This window comes from Agaribacillus sp. DX54, from assembly GCF_056858335.1.
The window spans coordinates 223184-241615 of the sequence record NZ_JBXEQE010000001.1 but is presented as its reverse complement, the minus strand read 5'-3'; the positions used below and the strand labels follow the sequence as shown (position 1 = coordinate 241615).

At 43.6% G+C, this 18432-nt stretch carries 16 protein-coding genes; 4 read left to right on the top strand and 12 right to left on the bottom strand.

The genetic code is table 11. From position 1 onward, the window contains the following. Positions 1 to 4 precede the first annotated feature (4 nt). The 3 genes from AC04NP_RS00970 to AC04NP_RS00960 all read right to left on the bottom strand — a co-directional run bounded on the left by AC04NP_RS00970 (position 5) and on the right by AC04NP_RS00960 (position 3118). Positions 5 to 2590, bottom strand: a complete 2586-nt coding sequence (locus AC04NP_RS00970) for a M14 family zinc carboxypeptidase (protein WP_482857429.1) — start codon at positions 2588 to 2590, stop codon at positions 5 to 7. Positions 2591 to 2671: 81 nt separating this feature from the next. Then, a complete protein-coding gene (locus tag AC04NP_RS00965; RefSeq protein ID WP_482857428.1) occupies positions 2672 to 2839 on the bottom strand; it encodes a hypothetical protein in 168 nt (55 codons plus the stop codon). After that, positions 2840 to 3118, bottom strand: coding sequence for a carboxypeptidase-like regulatory domain-containing protein (locus AC04NP_RS00960; protein WP_482857427.1), 279 nt, complete (start codon positions 3116 to 3118; stop codon positions 2840 to 2842). A 257-nt stretch (positions 3119 to 3375) separates the two neighbouring features. Here AC04NP_RS00960 and AC04NP_RS00955 point away from each other — a divergent pair, with 257 nt between their 5' ends. Next, positions 3376 to 4383 (top strand): hypothetical protein, encoded by a 1008-nt coding sequence (locus tag AC04NP_RS00955; RefSeq protein ID WP_482857426.1) that lies wholly within the window; start codon positions 3376 to 3378, stop codon positions 4381 to 4383. Positions 4384 to 4506: 123 nt separating this feature from the next. Here the strand turns inward: AC04NP_RS00955 and AC04NP_RS00950 are convergent, their stop codons facing one another. After that, the gene (locus tag AC04NP_RS00950; protein ID WP_482857425.1) at positions 4507 to 5025 is read right to left on the bottom strand and encodes a hypothetical protein; all 519 of its coding nucleotides are present in this window, start codon (positions 5023 to 5025) and stop codon (positions 4507 to 4509) included. A gap of 351 nt (positions 5026 to 5376) precedes the next feature. Between AC04NP_RS00950 and AC04NP_RS00945 the strand changes: the two genes are divergently transcribed. Then, complete coding sequence (locus AC04NP_RS00945; protein ID WP_482857424.1) at positions 5377 to 6213, top strand: CHAD domain-containing protein; 837 nt, start codon at positions 5377 to 5379, stop codon at positions 6211 to 6213. Between the two features lie 60 nt (positions 6214 to 6273). Here the strand turns inward: AC04NP_RS00945 and AC04NP_RS00940 are convergent, their stop codons facing one another. The 6 genes from AC04NP_RS00940 to AC04NP_RS00915 all read right to left on the bottom strand — a co-directional run bounded on the left by AC04NP_RS00940 (position 6274) and on the right by AC04NP_RS00915 (position 12384). Further along, positions 6274 to 7857, bottom strand: coding sequence for a polyamine aminopropyltransferase (locus AC04NP_RS00940; RefSeq protein WP_482857423.1), 1584 nt, complete (start codon positions 7855 to 7857; stop codon positions 6274 to 6276). Between the two features lie 122 nt (positions 7858 to 7979). Beyond that, positions 7980 to 8666, bottom strand: coding sequence for a hypothetical protein (locus AC04NP_RS00935; RefSeq protein ID WP_482857422.1), 687 nt, complete (start codon positions 8664 to 8666; stop codon positions 7980 to 7982). Positions 8667 to 8674: 8 nt separating this feature from the next. Beyond that, positions 8675 to 9355, bottom strand: coding sequence for a protein-L-isoaspartate(D-aspartate) O-methyltransferase (locus AC04NP_RS00930; RefSeq protein ID WP_482857421.1), 681 nt, complete (start codon positions 9353 to 9355; stop codon positions 8675 to 8677). A gap of 136 nt (positions 9356 to 9491) precedes the next feature. Further along, positions 9492 to 10886, bottom strand: coding sequence for an NAD(P)(+) transhydrogenase (Re/Si-specific) subunit beta (locus AC04NP_RS00925; protein ID WP_482857420.1), 1395 nt, complete (start codon positions 10884 to 10886; stop codon positions 9492 to 9494). A 19-nt stretch (positions 10887 to 10905) separates the two neighbouring features. Further along, complete coding sequence (locus AC04NP_RS00920; protein ID WP_482857419.1) at positions 10906 to 11223, bottom strand: NAD(P) transhydrogenase subunit alpha part 2; 318 nt, start codon at positions 11221 to 11223, stop codon at positions 10906 to 10908. 57 nt (positions 11224 to 11280) lie between these two features. Beyond that, on the bottom strand, positions 11281 to 12384 hold the full coding sequence (locus AC04NP_RS00915) for a Re/Si-specific NAD(P)(+) transhydrogenase subunit alpha (protein ID WP_482857418.1): 1104 nt from the start codon (positions 12382 to 12384) through the stop codon (positions 11281 to 11283). Between the two features lie 326 nt (positions 12385 to 12710). On the opposite strand from AC04NP_RS00915, the gene AC04NP_RS00910 reads away from it, so the two are divergent. Continuing rightward, on the top strand, positions 12711 to 13421 hold the full coding sequence (locus AC04NP_RS00910) for a head GIN domain-containing protein (protein ID WP_482857417.1): 711 nt from the start codon (positions 12711 to 12713) through the stop codon (positions 13419 to 13421). A 68-nt stretch (positions 13422 to 13489) separates the two neighbouring features. Here AC04NP_RS00910 and AC04NP_RS00905 read toward each other — a convergent pair whose 3' ends face one another. Continuing rightward, complete coding sequence (locus AC04NP_RS00905) at positions 13490 to 16210, bottom strand: WD40 repeat domain-containing protein (protein WP_482857416.1); 2721 nt, start codon at positions 16208 to 16210, stop codon at positions 13490 to 13492. Between the two features lie 118 nt (positions 16211 to 16328). Between AC04NP_RS00905 and AC04NP_RS00900 the strand changes: the two genes are divergently transcribed. Continuing rightward, entirely contained in the window at positions 16329 to 16913 is a 585-nt protein-coding gene (locus tag AC04NP_RS00900; RefSeq protein ID WP_482857415.1) for an acyl carrier protein phosphodiesterase, read from the top strand. 117 nt (positions 16914 to 17030) lie between these two features. Here AC04NP_RS00900 and AC04NP_RS00895 read toward each other — a convergent pair whose 3' ends face one another. Next, complete coding sequence (locus AC04NP_RS00895; protein WP_482857414.1) at positions 17031 to 18422, bottom strand: alkaline phosphatase family protein; 1392 nt, start codon at positions 18420 to 18422, stop codon at positions 17031 to 17033. Positions 18423 to 18432 lie beyond the last annotated feature (10 nt).

The following is an 18432-nucleotide window of genomic DNA, read 5'->3' as shown; positions in this document are numbered from 1 at the left end:
GGTTTTAATTATTTAAGCTTATTATTCGTTCATTGCAAATGGCCATGACGTTTTTACCATTCCTTTCCAGTAGCAAATACGCCTCATCGTCAAGGGTAAAAGATGGCCGGTTTTTATAACCTTCAGGCACCAGTCTCAAAGGCAAAGCTGCTTTTTCACTTTCCGCAGGCATAGCCTTTAACCTGATCGTGGTGTAGCCCTGGCTTAACCACTTTATTGCCTCTTCGGGATCAATCTTTTTATAATCAGTTAAAGTGTTGGGATAAACCCTGCCAGGGGACAATGTCATTTCCGAGGCATCAATCTCCTGATAACCATAATAGGTGGACAGATCACCCATATCGGCAATGACACTTTTATAATAAATGGCTCCGGTCTCTTTCGATACCATTTCTTCAAAGAAAATGCCTACGTCGGTGGTGTTGAGCTGACCGTTTTTTTCTATTTTCGCATTTCTGATCAGCAGATCAAATAACTTCCTGTCATTCTCAGGAATCCGGTAATAAGCTTCCTCAGTATGGTTAGCGTAGGTGCCATCGGCTATATCCACCAGGGCGGTCAGGATAGCCACGAAATTGAGCCTTACCAGATACTTTTTTTCAGGATCTTCAGGGTATCCTCCGGATTCGATCAAAATGGCACTGGTACCCCATTTTTGAATATTATCGCCAAAAGCCCTCGGTTCAAAACTGTCGTCATACTTCCCTACCTGGCCGGGAATATACGCCTGGAGGGCTTTGTTCATCGAAACAATGACCTTCATGGCCTTGCTGCGCGTTTCATTGATCTCTTTTTCGTAGTTGTAGGCTGGCGCCAGAAATGAAATGGAAGCCGGCAAGGCGGTGCCAGGTATATTGTAATAGATACTTTGATCATGTAAGTTAAAGCCAAAGTCAGGCGCATACCTGTCGCGGGTATTTTTAAGAATCTTCGACTCAGGCGAGACCAGCCTAAGGGCATCTCTGTTGAGATCAAAGGACAGGGCGTTCCTTCTGGCATATTGCTCGGCACCGTCAGGATTAAGCATTGGCATAAAGTAAAGGGTGGTTTGTCGCAAAATTTTTTTCCTGACCGAATCAAGGGCATCATGGGCTGAAAGAAATTTGAATAATTCAAAAAGTGCGCGGGTAGCAGTAGACTCATCGCCATGCATTTGCGACCATAGCATCACTTTGATTTTACCGCTTCCGGCTTTAATCAGGTTGATCTCCCTGCCTTCGACAGACTCGCCCACTTTGGAGACCTCAAACACCGGATCGCTTTTCAATGTATCAATGAAAGGTTCAAGATCTGCTCGCTTTATTCTTTTTTCATCTAATTCCGGAAGGTGATAATGCGGATAGTTTTGGTATAAGTCGGCATGTACCTCTCCACCGGCGGCTACCACTTTATCATAACCGGTCATAAATTCTGACAAATCGGGAAGGTGGTCTTTCTTCCTGTTCAATTCATACCGATACACCATTTGCCCCAGATTTTGCATAAATGGCAGGGCAACCTGCTCATATTCATAATCGCCGTCGTTGTAAATTTCATTGGCATTGGTATGTATCACCGCCGATAACATAAATTCTGTTCTGTTTTTAAAATCGACGATATAGGCATTGTCAATCATATAGCCATAAGCCAATCCGATTTTGTTAAATATTCTGATGTGCCGGGGAACAGAAGCCTTTTCTTCTCCAAACATCAAAAATTTGCTGTAAGCCTCGTAGTAGGTTGTGGTGTCATAAGCGGGAAAAGTTGTCTCAGCGGGGAGCTGGGACATATATCGGTACAAAAACCTATAATCATGGTTAGTCAGGTTAAAACGCTGGTCTTCAGACACCGACTGCGGAAACATGGCGGCCCGGAGCATAAGTTGCAGTTCGTCGAGGGGAATATGATTTTTGAGGCCAAAATCCATAGGCTCATTAACCACATTACCACCTTTCAGATATCCTTTTCCTTTTAAAATCTTTCCTTTTAACGGCAATTCCGCATCGTTGCGTACCAGTGGTTGCTGATAAACCACAGCTCCTCCCCTTTTGAAAGTCAACGGATTGGTGTGCCGGTTCTCTTCTTCACTAAGCGGAATGGAAAGTCGATGGATAATTCGGGAATCAATGTACCCTTTTTGATGCAACTTCCTATTGATGGTTTCCTGTCCCAAAAACTCATAAAGCCTGTTAAAGGCATCATTATCGCTGACCAGGAAAATCTTTTTTATGTAATGAGCAATGGTAGGCATTCCTGACGCGGAAGTTGTGTCCTCTGAAACCGGAGACTGGCCGGAGAAAGCACTGTCAATCAACATTTCAGAATATTTATCCAAACCATCGATGCCTAATTCATTCAGTTTTTCAAGGGCCAGAAAGGCAGCAGGCATTTTAACAGTGCTGGCAGGGTAAAAATACCTGTCATGATCAAAGTTGTAATAGAATGACTTAAAAGACGGAACGTTGTTGCTGTCGCGGTTAATTTGGGTGTAGATTATCTGGGTTTCATATTTATCCTTGTTTTGGAGGATTTCCGCAAATTTCTCAGGTTCGGACTTCATCAGATTTTCCAGCAGATCCTTATCTTCCATGATTTCTTTATTGTTTTTCATGCAACTTGAAAGAAAAATAAAAAAGATTAAGTATAATGGTATAAATAATTTCATTAATCCTGATTTATTAAATTAATATATTCATTGAACTGCCGGCTCTGCCCGTTTTATGGAACCCGGATCTGCATCAATCTCCGCGCGCAGGCCCACCGGAATGGTAAATTTATCTTCGATATGGCCAATCATGGCCCCGCTGTGCGCCTCCTGATGAATTAATCCGTACCCTGGCAATTCTGCCCTGTCAAGCATCTATATAACCTCCTGTGAGCCAATAATCACTTCGGCGCTCGTGTAACCAATAAAAGAGAATACGAGCACCGCCGCATCCGGGGGTACGTGAAGGCTGTAATCTTCCTCAGCATCGGTAATAGTACCGAGATGGGTCCCCTCAATACTTACCGACGCCCCCGGCAATGGGCTGCCATCCTCTGCGGTTACTTTGCCTTTTACCGTCCGTTGCTGTGCCGGAGATGTTAAAACCAGACAACAAAACAGACCTGAAATTAATAGCGTAAAAAGTTTTTTCATATGATCGTAGCTTTTTCATTTAACTACAGGTCTATTTATAGCAGTCAGATCAAAAATAAAAATGGTCAGATTTATTTTTGATTCTTTTCCAATTTCCGCCTAATCAAAGATTTAATTCGTATGTTTATAACAAATTCTGTCAGATGTAAGTCAAATCTCTGACGCTAGTGAAGAAAGTTAACCAAACCTTGCACATTAAGCGACCGTTTCTTGGACATTAAGCTTTTGTTAAACGATGAAGCAGGTTAATTTGAAATATGATCTCACCTAAAATCAAGCTGGAAATTGAAAAATCACCTTTACTTCAAAAGGTGGTTGACGCAGGCAGGTATGACAATGACTGGTCGAAATTCACACGGACTTTTTTCGAAAGAATAGCCAGAAAAATAAATACGGAAGTTGCGAAAAGAGTCGTTGCCTCTCCCTATTTGGTCAAAGAATACCTGTTATTTGGTGAAGATGAATTTGAGAACATCGTCTTCAGGCACAAACTTTCCGGTATGGATGATTTTATCGGCTACCTTCAAAATTTTAACGTGCAAAAACCTTACCTGTGGATCAGCGGTAAAACCCTGCAGGCCTATTGGAACAATGGCAACGCAAAAGATAAAAAACTCAATGTACTCCTGACTTTCCTGGATGTTGAGCTTTCACAATGGGACAATTGGAAAAATTTCAAAATCAACGGCAAAGAAGATCAAAAAGGGGCAAACCATAATGACCGGCATGCGCTGCAATTGCTTAAAAAGTATTATAAAGGGAATTACTACCGGTATTATCAGAAAACTGATGGCAGCCAGATATTAATCAAAGCCCCTTTTATAATCAGGGAAGATTCCAAAGAAGTGGTGGTCATAGAGACCAAAACTGTGGGGCACCGCTACAAAAACTCAACCATCGCCATCAGGGATGGGGCCTTGTATGTAGACTGCGAAAATCTGGACTGGAACGAAAAAGAAAGCTACATTTTTAACATAGGATTTGAAACCAACCCGGAATTGATCTTTGGGGTTTCCAACACCCTGGACAAAAGAGGCCGGGCCCTTGCGATCAAGAACATACTTGTAAAAAACCCCCTGAAATATGATTTCAGCCAAATCCAGGCCATCGAGATCCCCTTCAATCAACATTTCGAAAAACCCTGCGCGGATTCCATGCTACTCGATTTTTTCCGAAAAAGCCAGGATAACCTAATCAAGACACAACGTTTTTTTAGCTTTAATGATCTCTCCTCCATCACAGACAACCAGGTAATACACTTGTAGCATCCCCAACCATCTGCTCCCCAATACCTTTTTTAATTTACCCCGGCACCCACACCTTCTACCCTCACTCCCTAAATCATTCCCTCAATGCATCATCACATCCTCTCAACACCTGTCTTATCCTCATTGCTCAACCCGCTTAATCCTGTTAATCACCCCCGGGATAATACGGGTAATTGTCACTCTCTTCTCCCCTTTTACAAATGCATTAATCTCATTCAGACTCTTAAGGGCCCTTAGCTTCCGGATAGCTATCCTGACATTATGATGGGCACTGGAGTCATTAAATTTGGCAGTCGCCGACGGGGATGCAGCACTGGTGGTTTTTTTTACAGATTTGGCGCTGGTTTTCGGGGCGGCCTTTTTTGCCGGTTTTGTGGCTTTCTTTTCAACCTGCTTCGCTTTGTCTTTGTCTGCTTTTTTAGCCTTGACTTTAGCTGGTTTAGCTGCCTTAGCCGTTTTGGCCACCTTTTTGTTCGCTGTATTCTTTTTAGCCGTTGTGGCTTTTAACCGCTTTGTTTTCTTTTGATCTTTGGTGGGTTTTCCGGTTTTTTTCTTCTTATCCTGCCCCTTGTTTTTTGCAGATTTTGCCGGTTTCTTTTTGTTTTTGGTTTTTTGTTTTTCTTCTTTTTTCTTAACCATGACCACTTTTTTTTTAAGAATATACTTAAATTATATTTAACATTTTCTTAATATAATCTTAATTTAGGAATAACCGGGCAAGGTTGCTAATATTATTTTATGGTACATCTATCGGGTGTACCGTATGGATGGCTTTTCAATGGCCCGGGGTTGTAATGTCGGTGGGTCGAACGTATCGTGTGGCTACCAATGTTTTGTCCCGAGGGGACATGGTGGGGTGCTTTTTAGGGGTGGGAGGACTATGTTTGGTGTCATTAAGGTTTGGATTGGCAGGGGGATATAGGGATATAGCAGGAGGTATTCTTTCTTTATCTGGTGATTTTAGGTAATTTTAACCATGGTTGGCAGCCGTTGACATTTATAAAGGGAAAGGAAAATAATATGGTTTTACTGAAATACTACGACCGGAACGCCCGGTCGTTTCTGCAATACCTCAAAAAGACACAAAAGAAACTACAGGAAGAACCCATTCATCAACTTAGGGTGCACATCAAAAAGATGCGTGCCATCCTGAAACTGATAGAAATTTCGAGTCAGGGTGAATTCAAAAAAAAACGTCATTTTAACCTTTTCTCGAGGTTTTTTGATTATGCAGGAAACCTTCGGGAAATACAGGTGAATCACCTGATTATTAAAAAGTTCCGGAATAATGATATCAGTGTTTTTGAAAAATATTTAGCGCATCACGAGAAACAGGCAAGTAAAAAACTTCACAAAGCGGTGGTTGAATTCGATACCGGTCAGTTTGAAAAACTAAATAGCCAGATAAGGTCGGTGGTCGCCGGTATGAAAGAAAAAAAAATTATTTCCCAATCTGAAAAATTTATATCCGGGGAAATCAAAAAGATAAAAAAATTGATGTCCAAACTTTCTAACCCCGGTGATCTTCAAAAAATCAGAATACGGCTTAAATCCATAAGTGCCATACTCAGGCTGCTGGAAACTTACCAGCCCGATAACAAATGGGCAAAGTTAAAAAAGGAAATCAAACCGCTGGGATTACTAATCGGCGAATGGCATGACCAACAAGTCCTGGCCGACACCATGAAACAGTTCATCAACAGGAGCCACGAAAAAAACCATGAAATTGAAAACGTAAAAAAGGTGGTAAAACAGATTGACCGGGAAAATAAAAGGATCGTAAAGCAGGTAGGTCAGAAGCTAAACGTGGTGTTTTCTGCACAATAAAAAATCACAAAGGAAAAGCACCGAGCATATTTTATTTACTGATTTCGCAAAACCATGCTTCTATTTTTTTGCAGTAATTGTGGTAATAAGCGGTAATCCGTAGGCAACCGCTGCCAGAATAGTCACCCATTTAAATCCCATTTCCACAGCAATCACTGTGGCCAGTGCGGCACTTATTACCGAGGCACAGCCATTGATTGCCCACGCCCAGGGCACCAGTCGAGGGTTTTCCTGGCCCAGACGTTTTATTTCCAGGGGAAAGGGGAGCCCCATAAGGAAGGCCAAGGGAGCAATGATAAGCGTCATAATCAGGATTTTCAAAAAGCCGGTAAGACCAATAGTTTGTTGCAGGATGGGCGTAAGGGAAAAGCTATACACAAGTAACAGGCCAATAATCGCTAAGAAAATGGTAAAAACCCTGATCTGTTTTAGTTCAAGCCGGCTGGTGAAATAGCTGCCCAACCCTGAAAAAATCATCAAAGCACACATCAGCACAGCGACAGCGTAAATGGGACTACCCAGGTAAAGGATAAACCTTTGAATAAGCACGATCTCAACAAACATAAAACCAATGCCTATACCACCGAAATACAGCAATACACTCCACCTTTTACCACCATGCCAGCCAAGATGAAACAAAGGGGCTATTATAAGAAGCAGGGATACTAAAGTCACTTGTATCAGGGTAATGATCACCATCAGGTAACCAACTTCGAAAAAAGCCATCGCATTATTACCGAAGAGCTGTGACAGATGGGAAAGGCTTTTTCCACGGATAAACTGCGAGAAGTAAGGCTGATCGTCAGTCGGTGGCTTTATGTTAAAGTCATAGTTTTTGTAAAGTGTCTCCCTTTGGTCAGAAAACAGCTCATCGACATATTGAAAAAAATCATTGTCCTGCAACATATTGTACTGCTCCCTTTCATGACGCTTAATATCCGGCAGCAATACCGGATCAAATAACATCCGATCGCAAAAGCTTCGTATGAGGTTGGCTTCCTGCTGTAAAATTGGGGTTTTCTTGACAATCATGGTAAGGGTACCCCAACTGCGAACAGCTCCGATATACTGTTCAGGATGCTCTACTCCTGAATCGGTGAGGACTTCGATCATAGTCGCCAAAATCTTTAAAGGATTTCTGACAGGGTAATCCATCCAGCAGTTTACACTGATCACTCCCTCGGGAAGCAGCTTTTTCCACATCTCCCTGAAGGCATCCTTAGTCAGCAAATACTGTTCACTAATGGCATTTAGCCCCACAGAACCACCAAAAGCTCCGATGGTCGGAATACTTATCAAATCATATTTCTCAGTGTCTTTGAGTAAAAAGGTGCGGGGATCTTCCTGATGCATGACAAGCTCAGGCGCAGCGAGCAAACCCAGGGTCTCTTTTGACAATTCATCTTTCAGCAAAGAAATCACTGCACTGTTTGGCTCCACTGCCACAATCCGGGCAGTGGCTTTGGACCTGGCAAGGGAGATATCTTCACCACTGCCCGAATTCAGTACCAGTGCCTTTTTGCGCGCTTTGATTATATAAGGCAGCACCCTGGTCGTATAATCGTACACAGTGGTATCTCCCGGTGGAAAAAGGGGCGCCACGGTTCCATACCAATCTCCATTTTTAAAAATGACCTTTCGCACCGGTACGGTTTGGGGATAGGTCAGGCTTAGCCCGGGGGCGTGCCTTAAAAGTGGGGATGAAACCACCTGAATATATCCGAAAGGACTGCTTTGTTCATGAATTATCTCTACATCGGGAAGATTCAGGGTTTTGCTGAGATCTTTGAATTGAGAAAGATTAAAAGAAAAAGGCCTGATAATAAAAAAGGCCTGATAATAAAAATAACGATGAGGCCCAGATTGAGCACAAAAGCGGCCAGCCAGTTAATGGGAAAAGGACGCGGCAATACCCATAAGGCAGCAATCATAGGAAGCAGGGCGATAAATACAGGCAGTTTTTGGGGAACAATGATCCAACTCAAACCCACCGCCAGCAATCCGCCTAAACCCGAGCCCAGCAAATTGGCAAAGTACAACTTGCCAATCCGGTCTGCATACCTGACAAAGGTCATTCCGATCGCCAGGGCTGCCGACAAAAAAGGAAGTAACAGTACCAAATAGGTAAACAGCAGCCTTCCGGCCTGCGAATAATCCACAAACAAAAGATAAGAATCAAATCTTACCCCGGAAGGTTGCGAAAAACTAACCACAGTGGCCATGAAAAAGCCGGTGGCCATCATCAAGGAGGGCAGCAGATGATCAAAATTTTTCAACAATGCCCGCCTGAAAAGTGAGATGACCGTACCGGCCACCCCAAAACCCAGTAATGCAATTGAAATAACCATATAAGCAAAATGGTACCATTGCACAATTGACAGAATCTGCATCAGGATTAGCTGATAGCTGATAACGGCGGTTGACAATATAGCAAGGGCTGGGAGGAGACGCATGGATAGATCTAATTCCCCCTGGTAAATGGCACAAAACGCACTGGAAACAGGCTTTTTGTAGTGGTTTTTCCCTTTTTCTTCTCTACCAGCATCAATGTCTGCACCAGAAAAGGCGAGCCCACAGGAATCACCATCTTTCCACCTTCTTTTAATTGACTAATCAGGGGCGGAGGAATAAACTCTGCGGCGGCTGTAACAACAATAGCATCGAAGGGGGCGAATTCTTCCCAGCCAAAGTAACCATCCGCATCGATGGTCTTTACATTTGAATAGCCCAAATCCTCAAACCTTTTTTCAGCCTGGTTAGCCAGTTCGGGTACAATTTCCACTGTATACACCTTATCGACGATTTCTGCCAGCACCGCAGCCTGGTACCCTGATCCTGTGCCAATTTCGAGCACTTTAAAATCTTTTTGAGGTTTTATCACCTCAGTCATAAAGGCTACCATGTAGGGTTGAGAAATGGTTTGGCCATAACCAATGGGCAATGGCCGGTCCTCATAGGCATAATGCTGTTGCTCTTTGGGAACAAACCGGTGCCTCGGTACTTTAAGCATGGCCTGAAGGGTGCTTTCGTCCCTGATATTCCTGTTTTCCAGTTGAGAGGCAACCATGGAGTTGCGTTGTTCCTGATATGTGTCGGTTTGCCAGCCAATCAGGAAAAGTATCAATATGCAGGATGGTTTCATTGAAAAGTATGTTTAACAGCGCCTAACTAAATTAGGGAAAGTTAAACCTTCCTAAAATGACAAGGGTCATTTTGCTTCACTGAAAATAACAGGATGTTTGCCGTTTTATTGAGACTTACCCGGTTAAAAGGAAAGATCAGGCATTGTTCACCTCTTCGATCAACTTTTGGATGGAGCTTTTGGCATCTCCAAAAAGCATTTTGGTCTTTTCCCCAAAAAACAGGGGATTCTGAATGCCTGCATAACCCGGGTTCATACTTCTTTTCAGGACAACCACGTTTTTGGCCATCTCTACATCCAATATCGGCATTCCATAGATAGGGCTTCCCTGGTCTTCCTTAGCGGCAGGATTGACGACATCATTGGCGCCCACTACCAACACGATATCAGTAGAAGGAAACTCTTTGTTTGCGTCATCCAGCTCCAGCAATTTAGGATAAGGAACATCCGCTTCTGCCAGTAGTACATTCATATGACCGGGCATTCTGCCGGCAACCGGATGGATGGCATATTTTACATCTACTCCTTCTGCTTCAAGCGTGGCCTCCAGTTCATGACAGGTATGCTGGGCCTGGGCTACGGCTAATCCGTAACCCGGAACAACGATCACTTTTTGAGAATATTTGAGCTGGATGGCCAGATCATTATGGGCTGCTTCTTTTACAATCTGCTCCCTTCCATCACCGGCAGAAGTTTTGCCGCTGCCTGAAAACCCTCCGATAATCACATTGAATATGGACCTGTTCATGGCATTACACATAAGAATAGTCAGAATGGTACCGGCTGCCCCCACCAGGATACCACCAAAAATCATGACCTGATTCCCGTAAATCAATCCGGCCAGGGCAGCCCCGATACCGGTAAAAGAATTCAAAAGGGAAATGACCACTGGCATGTCACCGCCTCCGATGGGTGTTACAAAAGTAACGCCGTATATCAACGACAGGGCCAGCAAAATAACAACATAGTTGAAACTCAACTCCGGCTGGATCAAGGTATAAACACTTGTACCTACTACGAGTATCAACAAGGTCATATTGATAAATTGTGGAAAAGGAAGCACCAATGAATCTCTTAAAAAGCCCTGTAGCTTGCCATAGGCGATCATTGATCCGGTGAAGGAGATAGAACCGACAAACAATGCAAAGGCCGTGGTAATCATTTGTCCGTTCAGCGGACTGACGCCCATCGGATAGTTATAAAATTCCACAATAGATATTAACATGGTACTGGCACCTCCCAGGCCGTTAAACAACGAAACCATTTCAGGCATGGCTGTCATTTTGACCTTTTTAGCAACCGTAAAACCGATCCCCCCCCCGATTACCATGGCAATCGCAATCCATGCATAGTTGTTACTGGCACCTTCGATTGGGTACACCAGGGTGGCCAGAATAGCCAGCCCCATGCCTGATGCTGCAATTAAATTCCCGTTTTTTGCCGTATCGGGATGGCTCAATCTCTTCAGCCCGATGATGAAGAGTATAATACTGATTAAATAGGTATAATTAAGGATAATTGTAGTAGACACGTTATTTCAGGTTTTGGTTTTACTTCGCTTTTTTTCTTTTCTTAAACATTTCCAACATTCTATCCGTCACTGCATAACCTCCCACCACATTAATGGTAGCTAAGATTATTCCCAAAACTCCCAGGGTCATCACCGCGTAATCGGCCGGATCGGCCTGGCGGATCAAAACAATAGCCCCGATGATTACCACACCACTCACCGCATTGGCTCCTGACATTAAAGGGGTGTGAAGTACCGTCGGCACTTTTGAAATAATTTCCATTCCGAGATATGATGCGAAGACCAAGAGATATACCATCGTAATGTTGTCCCCGAGAAATTGAATGGCTTGTTCCATAATTATGACAATTATTAGGTTAAGGATCAAATTTGATTAAAAAAAGCAATTAAGCTATTAAGTCTGACCGTACCGGATTTCACCCTGGTAAACCACACAACTGGACTTTATGATTTCATGGTCCGGATCCAGGTTCACCACCCCATCCTTTAAAAAAACTTTAAAGTAGTTCTGGATATTTTTACTGAAGAGCTGACTGGCATGCATAGGCATGCTCGCGGCAAGATTGGAATCTCCGATGATAGAAACACCATTATGATGCACCACTTCGTTATCTTTGGTAAGCTCGCAGTTGCCGCCGCCGGAGGCAGCCAAATCGACGATTACAGCGCCGGGCTTCATTTTGTCGACGGTATCTTCGGTTACCAGCAGGGGGGCTGGTTTGCCTCTCAACTGTGCAGTGGTGATTACCACATCGGCCTTCGCCGCCTTCTCCTGGATTAAAGCCTGCTGCCTTTGTTTGTATTCCTTGGTTTGTTCTACGGCGTAACCACCGGCATCCTTATCATCGGTGGCTCCTTCTACCTCAACAAACTTGGCGCCCAGGCTCTCTACTTCTTCTTTGGCAGCCAGTCTTGTATCAAAAGCTTCAACCACAGCCCCGTTCCTGCGGCTTGTGGCTACCGCCTGCAATCCAGCTACTCCGGCACCCAGTATCAGCACTTTGGAAGGGGGTATACTCCCGGCAGCCGTGGTAAGCATTGGAAAATATCTCGGCAGGTGATCCATAGCTTTTACCACCGCTTTATAACCTGCTACCGAAGCCATTGAAGAAAGCACATCCATAGATTGGGCAAGGGTAATTCGCGGAATCATGTCCAGGCTCATCACTGTCAACTTATGTTTAGCCGGCAAGTTCAACACAACAGGATCGGCAAAAGGCTGGAACAGGGCAACTACAATAGTGCCCTCACCGAGTCTTGAAAGAATCTCTGATCCCGGAGGATTTATCTGCACCAATATTTCCACATCATGTAATAATTCTTCCCGGGACATGACCGAGGCGCCTGCCCCGGTGTAAGCCTTGTCGTCAAAAGAGGCTTGTAAACCGGCATTTGTCTCCACCAGTACCTGGTTGTTCTCTTCAATAAATTTCTTGGCTATTTCAGGAATGATGGCCACTCTGGCATCATTATCTTCTTTGAGCACACCGATCTTCATTGATAAAAATTTAATTAAAGAATCACTTTATAAAACATCAAAAAACCCCGTGAATTTAGGCATCAATAATTTAAGCATGCAACCCTATGCCCCAATTATCAAATATTTTTAATTTTCCGGGTATAAATTGACAGATTGTTAATAAAACCGCAATAAATCTAAATAAAAATTTGAAATTTGAAAAACCTCAAGCATTATTCTTACGACTGTATTATTATTAATTCAGATGAAATGATTGGCAGACTTCAAAAAAAATCTGCAGGCAAGCAACCTTTTCAGCGGTGTGTTATCTTATATAATAGGACAGAATCAAACCTATAACAATCATGAAAATCACTAAGCTTAAAATTCACCTTTTTACAATACTGATAGCCCTTTTTATTGTGCCTGTCCGTAGCCAGGACAACAGGGAGACACTTAAATTGCTGGAATTCGATGAGGTTCACATGGCCACTTCAGGTGAGGTATTTGTTAAACAAGGCAACAAAACGGAAGTGATTCTGGACGCTTCGGAAAGAAGAAAGGAAAACCTGGAAGTCGAGGTAAGGGGTGGAAGGCTTTATATAGGTAATAAAAGGGGATGGAACTGGCGGGATTGGAAGAATGGTGGGGATCTGGTGGTCTATGTCACAATAAAAGATATTCGCGCGCTGAAAGTCAGCAGTTCGGGAAAAATCTTCGGGGAGGGGGTGCTGAAAACTGATAACATGGATCTTGCTGTAAGCGGGTCGGGAAGAATTGAAATTGAAACAGAAGCAGATGATCTCGAATCTTCCATTTCAGGTTCAGGCAAAATTGAACTGGCAGGGAAATGTGCTTATAATGACGTAAGTATCAGTGGGTCGGGCAGGCTATTGGCAGAAGATCTGGAAAGTGAGGAGTATTATATATCGATCAGTGGTTCAGGCAACTGCAGAATCAATGTTACCAAAAGAATCGAAGCCAGGGTGTCGGGCAGTGGCCGTGTTTATTATAAGGGAAATCCGGATAAAGTTGATAGCAGGGTGTCTGGTAGTGGCTCTGTGAGGAAGATTTGATGGGGAGCGGGTTGCGGGGATTCGGGTTGCAGGTTGCCTACCCAATTTATTGATGAAATAACATTGAACTATTGATTCTCAAAATCTGCCAAACCTGATGTTTCAAGCCAGTCGGCGATGCCCGGCACGGTGGGACAGATTTTAGCGCTGTTATCTTCTGCAGCAGTCAGCAATTGTTGGCCGTTGGCAGAGAGGCGAAGCCGGTTAATGCGGGCCTGATGAAGTTTTGTATGGGCGATCAGCTCTCCCGAATAATGAAAGAGCAGCAACCTCCCCTCCGCCGTGCCGGCAAAAACAATTTCATGTTTTGCATCATCAATTGCGGCCGTGATTTTCCCATAGTGATTAGGGAACTGCCGCAGTGGTTTGAATCGGTTATCGGTAAGTACCAACTGACCACTTTGCAGAAGAACCAGAAACCGGTCATCATTTCCTCCGGGTAATAGCTTGCTGACAGGCCGGTTTGTAAAAGCAATAAGGCTCAGGCCTCCTGCAGTATCAAGTTTGCCTATACCTTTGCTGGTAGCCAGTACCAGTTCCTTATTACCGTCATAGGTAAAGTGATTAATCACCAGGGTAGAATCACTGAATCGAATGATAGTATCCTTAGGATCAGGAATAATTTTCATAGCATTGTTGACAGTCAAGACAGCAATTTGTCCCTGATCAGAAATAGCAGCCAGCCGGTTTTCTGTTCCTAATCGATCCCATTGCCGGGTAAATTTTCCAGAGGCATTCATTTTTTTGAGCTTTCCGTTAAATATCCCTGTAAACTCGCCTTTACCTGATGAAAAAATCTGGTTAACAACAGCGTTTTCCACAAAATTAGCATTGGTCAGTTTTCCATTTGTATCCCATACCCTTAGCAGTCCACGGCCGGAAACCGTCCAGATACTTTTTTCCTCCGGGCTATACAGGATGTTCTGCACGCCCTCTGCATGAAGATCCATGGATACGATTAATTCCGGGGCAACAGGCCAGGTTTTTATAGTACCATCCCTGGATGCGCTTGTGACGGTTTTGCTGTCAGATGAAAACTTTGCTTTAGTGATGGCAGCCTGATGCGCTTTTAGTGTTTGTAAATGGTTTCCTTTATTATCCCAAACCTTTATTGTATGGTCCAAAGAAACCGTTAAAATGTACAAAGAATTGGGGGAAAACTCAGCCATCAGCACGGCATCGGTGTGTCCGGCCATGGTCCTGATAAATTGCCCGTCCCAGGTCCATAACTTCGCCGACTGATCATCAGAAACCGTAATCACCCTCGTTCTGTCAGGCGAAAACCGGGCGTCGTTAACAATACCATTATGTCCCTTCAGCTTTTTGATCATTTGACCACCTTTGGACCAGATAATGGCGGTGCTGTCATAAGAAGCCGAAATAATCCGGCTGCCATTGACTGAGTAACTGAGCTTTATGATTTCATCAGTATGGCCGGTGAATGTTCTCTGGACATTCCCCTTAAAGTCCAGTATTTTTACTTCATCACCAAAAGCAGCTCCTAAAATACCCTCTACCGGCGAAAATACAGCATGGTTAACGAATTCATCTTCTTCTCCAAGGGTAGCAATCAGGTTTCCCTGATTATCCCATAAACGAAGTGAATCATCGGTCATGGTCAGCAACCGGTCACCCTGAGGGGATATCATACCAAAGGTAATGGCATCCTGATGCCCCGGTAAGGTCTTTATCAGCTCCCCATTAATGGTCAGCAGGTTAGCAGTGTTGTCATCGGATGTAGTAAGAATGAACTGATTAACAGGGGAATAAGTGACCTTATTAACCTTGTGCCTGTGCGCGTCAAGGGTAGCTTCCGAAGCTCCGTTTTTGTTGACAATCCGGATTTTACCATCATCATTGGCTACCAACAGCTTTCCTACGCCGTCGAGCTCCCGGAAATCATTCACGGCTGTGTTAAACACAATATTCTTCTGATAAAATGTATACCGCTGAGAGTAAGTTTGATAAAATGTATCAAACATGGAGGAAAGTATACTTAAAGGCCTGCTGCCTTCTTCCGGTTCAAAATGACGGTAGCCTGTTTCAGCCAGTCTAATCGCCCTCGTAGGATCGGAAACATAGATGTTATTACTCTCAACAGCCATCCTGGTGGTAAAAGCCAGTTTGTTTTGAATGGTGGCTTCATTTTGCTGTTTTCCCGCCTCCTCGATGGCCAGCCTCGCATTTTCCTGCTCCCTGGTTACCGTTAGCTGGGAGGCATTGACCAACTCACGATTGGTAGTCAACTGGTCGGACAGATAGTAGATATAATAAGAAGCTCCCAGCATGAAAAAAATGGATACTACCACCAGCACGGCGCTGATCAGATTACTTTGTTTTAAAATTTTGTTTTTCACCCGGAAGGTGGCAGCGTTGATGATTACATCGAAGACAGCATTGGATGGTTTAAGATTTTCAAGAAATGAAGCCTTTTCCGTTATTTTCCTTTGGTTTTTTAAAAGGTAGTACCATTGTGACACTTTCAAAAAACCCATATCTATGGCGATAACTGTCTTACGGTTTTTGATAAAAAGGTCTATGGTTTTCTCAATAAATTCGGAATGGGCCCCTTCTTCCGTTGCCAGTACCACCAACAGGGTACTGCTGTTAATGGCATTGCCGACTATCTTATTTCTGAAATCAAGCCCTTCAACCCGTTCTATATAACACCGGAAGCTATCGTGAGACAAATGGTTGGCGAGGGAATCAACATAGTCTGAAAACTGATTTCCTGCGTGCAAAAAGCAGATATCATAGCCAAAAACAAGATCTCTTATTCTTGCAAACATTATTGTCAAAATATTTAATCTCAAAAACCATGAATACCCCTGTATATGGTCAAATATAAAGATAAAATGTGAAAATGGGTTTTCGTTTGGTAATTGTTATGGCTATCTTTAATAAGAGATGAATTTTTTGGCACACATATATTTATCCGGTGAAATGGGTGATTTGATGGTGGGAAATTTCATTGGTGATTTTGTGAAAGGCAAAAAATTCCATGATTACTCCCACCAAATGGTGAAAGGAATAAAGCTTCACCGGGAAATTGACTGGTATACCGACCACCATAAAATCGTCGATAAAAGCAAGGACAGGCTCTGGAAGAAATACCGTCACTATGCCGGTGTCATTATCGATATGTTTTATGATCATTTTTTGGCCAGGGACTGGTATGTTTATTCCTCAGAAACGCTGGAAGAGTTTACACAAAAGGCTTATGCGGTTTTGATGAAGAAAAAAAACCTGCTTCCTGAGAAAGCTCGATATATATTATATTATATGGTCAAACATGACTGGCTGCTTGCCTACCAGCATATCGATGGCATTGAAAGGGCTTTGCTCGGCATGTCCAGAAGAACCAAATTCCAGTCGCACATGGAAAAGGCCACCCAGGATCTCCGTGCTGATTACCAATTGTTTGGCGAGGAGTTTCATGAGTTTTTTCCGGAAATTATCAGTCATGCGAGGGATTTTAAAGAGAATTTGTAAACGGGAGGGATTGACAATGGACAATTAACAATTGACAATTTATAGTTGACAATGGGCAATTGAGGGTGGCGGGAATACCTGAGACCTCTCTCCTGACTCCTACCGAATCCTACCCTTTTACCCGTCATCTTTTACATATTGTAACAGCATATCAAATATTTGTGTGGGGGCAATAGAATCGGTATCACGGGAAGGGTTCGTATCCGGGATAATTTTTCCTGCCAGCAGGGGCCAGTCTTGTTTTGATTCGGGGATGCGGCCATGGGAGCCTTTTATCAGGTGATCGTCAAGGGGAATGACATCCATCAAGGTTCTGAAACCCAGTTTTTTCTTGATGAGTTTATATCCTACCTGTAAAAGGGGAAGCCGGATTTCGGGATTCAGAAACATTTCTGCAGGATCATAGCCAGGTTTACGGTGGATGTCTACGGTACGGGCAAAATCCGGGGCCTTGCTGTCATTCAGCCAGTAATAATAGCTAAACCAGGAATTTTGGTCGGCCACTGCTATCAAATCTCCCGATCTGGGATGGTCGAGGTGATATTGGCTTTTATCTTCCGTATCCAGTACCTTTTCCACACCATCTGTGGCGTTGAGAATGTTTTTTACCCTGTCAAGATCAGTCTTGTCTTTAACATAGACATGGGCTATTTGATGATCAGCTACCGCAAAGGCCTTGCTGGCACCCGCATCCAATAACTCCCTGCCACGCTCTAAGCGAACTTCAAGCAATCCTTCCTTCCTCAAAATACGATTCAAGGCTACCGCGCGGTTTACATCAGTAATGCCGTATTCTGATAGTAACATTACATCGACATCCCTGTTCTCATAAAATTCTATCAAATCCTGCAACACCCCATCAATTTCATTCAAATCTTTGCCAATCTTTTCGAAATCAATCCCATGGCGCTGCAGATTGTAATCCAGGTGGGGCAAATAGATCAGGGTCATGGTTGGTTCATATTTTACATCTACCTCTTTGGCGGCATCGGCGATCCACTGGCTCGACTTTATGGATGTTTTGGGGCCCCAAAAATTGAAGAGCGGAAATTGTCCTAATTGATGTTGCAAACTATCGCGCAGGTCGGCCGGGCAGGTATATATGTCGGGGATTTTCCGGCCATCGGCAAGGTAGTTTGGCCTGGGGGTAACTGAATAGTCTACCGTGGAGTACATGTTATACCACCAAAACATATTGGCACAGGTAAATTTGGGATCTTCATTTTTCAGCACTTCCCAAATCTTCGGAGATTGTACAAGTTTATTGGACTGACGCCAGAATTTCACCTCGCATTCCTCTTCAAAATACCACCCATTACCAACAATACCGTGTTGGGCCGGCCATTGGCCGGTAAGATAGGTCGATTGGGCAGAACAGGTGACGGCAGGAAGGACCGGCTCGATGGTTTTCAAACCTGATTTTGTGATCCAATCCTTAATGTAAGGCGTATGAGGTCCGATAAGTCTCGGCGTCAGGCCTACAACATTGATGAGCACAACTTTTTTCATGGACACTACT

Bases quoted from the DNA above. Each gene is read 5' to 3' on its own strand.
- AC04NP_RS00915 (WP_482857418.1), bottom strand. From the start codon at position 12,384: ATGAAGATCGGTGTGCTCAAAGAAGATAATGATGCCAGAGTGGCCATC.
- AC04NP_RS00955 (WP_482857426.1), top strand. From the start codon at position 3,376: ATGATCTCACCTAAAATCAAGCTGGAAATTGAAAAATCACCTTTACTT.
- AC04NP_RS00920 (WP_482857419.1), bottom strand. From the start codon at position 11,223: ATGGAACAAGCCATTCAATTTCTCGGGGACAACATTACGATGGTATAT.
- AC04NP_RS00935 (WP_482857422.1), bottom strand. From the start codon at position 8,666: ATGCGTCTCCTCCCAGCCCTTGCTATATTGTCAACCGCCGTTATCAGC.
- AC04NP_RS00950 (WP_482857425.1), bottom strand. From the start codon at position 5,025: ATGGTTAAGAAAAAAGAAGAAAAACAAAAAACCAAAAACAAAAAGAAA.
- AC04NP_RS00900 (WP_482857415.1), top strand. From the start codon at position 16,329: ATGAATTTTTTGGCACACATATATTTATCCGGTGAAATGGGTGATTTG.
- AC04NP_RS00965 (WP_482857428.1), bottom strand. From the start codon at position 2,839: ATGCTTGACAGGGCAGAATTGCCAGGGTACGGATTAATTCATCAGGAG.
- AC04NP_RS00895 (WP_482857414.1), bottom strand. From the start codon at position 18,422: ATGAAAAAAGTTGTGCTCATCAATGTTGTAGGCCTGACGCCGAGACTT.
- AC04NP_RS00910 (WP_482857417.1), top strand. From the start codon at position 12,711: ATGAAAATCACTAAGCTTAAAATTCACCTTTTTACAATACTGATAGCC.
- AC04NP_RS00970 (WP_482857429.1), bottom strand. From the start codon at position 2,590: ATGAAAAACAATAAAGAAATCATGGAAGATAAGGATCTGCTGGAAAAT.
- AC04NP_RS00905 (WP_482857416.1), bottom strand. From the start codon at position 16,210: ATGTTTGCAAGAATAAGAGATCTTGTTTTTGGCTATGATATCTGCTTT.
- AC04NP_RS00930 (WP_482857421.1), bottom strand. From the start codon at position 9,355: ATGAAACCATCCTGCATATTGATACTTTTCCTGATTGGCTGGCAAACC.
- AC04NP_RS00960 (WP_482857427.1), bottom strand. From the start codon at position 3,118: ATGAAAAAACTTTTTACGCTATTAATTTCAGGTCTGTTTTGTTGTCTG.